The organism is Solicola agrisoli (assembly GCF_049059935.1).
Taxonomy (GTDB): domain Bacteria; phylum Actinomycetota; class Actinomycetes; order Propionibacteriales; family Nocardioidaceae; genus JAURVT01.
Genome location: NZ_JBMGQR010000148.1, coordinates 1 through 1,622, shown reverse-complemented (window position 1 = coordinate 1,622; position 1,622 = coordinate 1). Strand labels below are relative to the sequence as shown.

The 1,622-nt window shown below is 72.9% G+C and carries 2 protein-coding genes; both read left to right on the top strand.

Annotated features, from left to right (window positions below):
* Positions 1–184 precede the first annotated feature (184 nt).
* Positions 185–1,216 (top strand): Rv2578c family radical SAM protein, encoded by a 1,032-nt coding sequence (locus ACI6PP_RS23160; protein WP_421114113.1) that lies wholly within the window; start codon positions 185–187, stop codon positions 1,214–1,216.
* Between the two features lie 152 nt (positions 1,217–1,368).
* A partial coding sequence (locus ACI6PP_RS23155) for a ferritin-like domain-containing protein (protein ID WP_421112181.1) occupies positions 1,369–1,622 on the top strand: 254 nt, incomplete at its 3' end.

Sequence of the window (1,622 nt, the reverse complement as noted above, 5' to 3'; positions counted from 1 at the left end):
ACGCTGGTGCCCACGGCGTCCCAGTCGTCGGCCCAGGCGGGGTTCCACTGCGCGTCGAGGACGGCGACGACGTCGCGCAGGGTCGGGGGCGTGTCGTTCACGGCGTCAACCTATGCGGTTCCACCGACCCCGTCGGGCCACGACTCGCCTTGACCCGTCGTCGAACACGTGTTCGACTGATCTCGTGCGATGGAGCGGTCAGCGGACGGACGTCGAGGACGACGGGGCACTGCCGGGGCTGAGCTCGGCGTCGGGGCTCGTGCGGTCGGTGACCACGCCGGAGTTCGCCGGCGTGACGTTCCACGAGGTGCGGGCGCGGTCGGCGCTCAACCACGTGCGGCAGCCTCCCGGCACCGAGGGCCGGCTCCCGTTCTCGTGGACGGTCAACCCCTACCGCGGCTGCACCCACGCGTGCGTCTACTGCTTCGCCCGTGGGACCCACGCCTGGCTCGAGCTCGACACCGGCACGGGCTTCGACACCGAGATCGTGGTCAAGACCAACGTCGCCGAGGTGCTGGGGCGCGAGCTCGCCCGCCGCTCGTGGACCCACGAGACCGTCGCGCTGGGCACCAACACCGACCCCTACCAGCGGGCCGAGGGACGCTACCGCCTGATGCCCGGCATCATCGCGGCGCTCGCGGGCTCCGGCACGCCGATGTCGATCCTCACCAAGGGCACACTGCTGCGACGCGACCTCCCGCTGCTCGTCGACGCCGCCCGCCGGGTGCCGGTGTCGGTCGGCGTCTCGATCGCCGTCGGCGACCACGCGCTGCACGAGAGCATCGAGCCCGGCACGCCGTCACCGCGGGCCCGGCTCGACCTCGTGCGCGCCGTCACCGACGCGGGCCTGCCCTGCCACGTGATGCTGGCGCCCGTCCTGCCCTGGCTCACCGACGGAACGGGCACCCTCACCGACCTGGTCGAGCGCGTCGCCGACGCCGGCGCGACGACCGCCTCGGCCATGGCGCTGCACCTGGAGCCCGGTGTCCGCGACTGGTTCCTGCGCTGGGTCCGTCGCGAGCGGCCCGACCTCGTCGACCGCTACGAGGCGCTCTACGCCTCCGGCCCGTACGCCGACCGCTGGTACACCGAGCGGCTCGCGTCGCGGGTGCGACCGCTGCTCGAGCGCCACGGGCTCGTCGGCGACGGCGTGCGCGGGCCGGTCCCGGCCCCGCCCCCGGCTCCCGCGCCGGTGGTCCAGCCCGGGCTGTTCTGAGAAAGTTCCGATCGGCACCCATCCGGGCCGTGGTGTGACTCGAAGCACAGCCGGACGCCCGTGATCTCGCGGGCTCCTCGGACCCTCCGACCCCCGGCCTCGCGGCCCCGGATCGGTCGCGACCGACATCGTTTCGCACTACGAGGAGAAACATGTTCGGAAACAAGACCCTGGTCGACATGATCGACCGCAGCGCAGAGAACCCCGCCGACCGGCGCAAGTTCCTGCGCACCGCCGGCATCGCCGGACTGGGCACCGTCGGCGCCGGCCTCATCGGCGCCACCACCATCGGCGCCGCCGAGGCCGCACCGTCCGACGGTGCCGTGCTCAACTTCGCGCTCAACCTGGAGTACCTCGAGGCCGAGTTCTACTCCCACGCCGTCTTCGGCCACGGCCTGGACTCCCG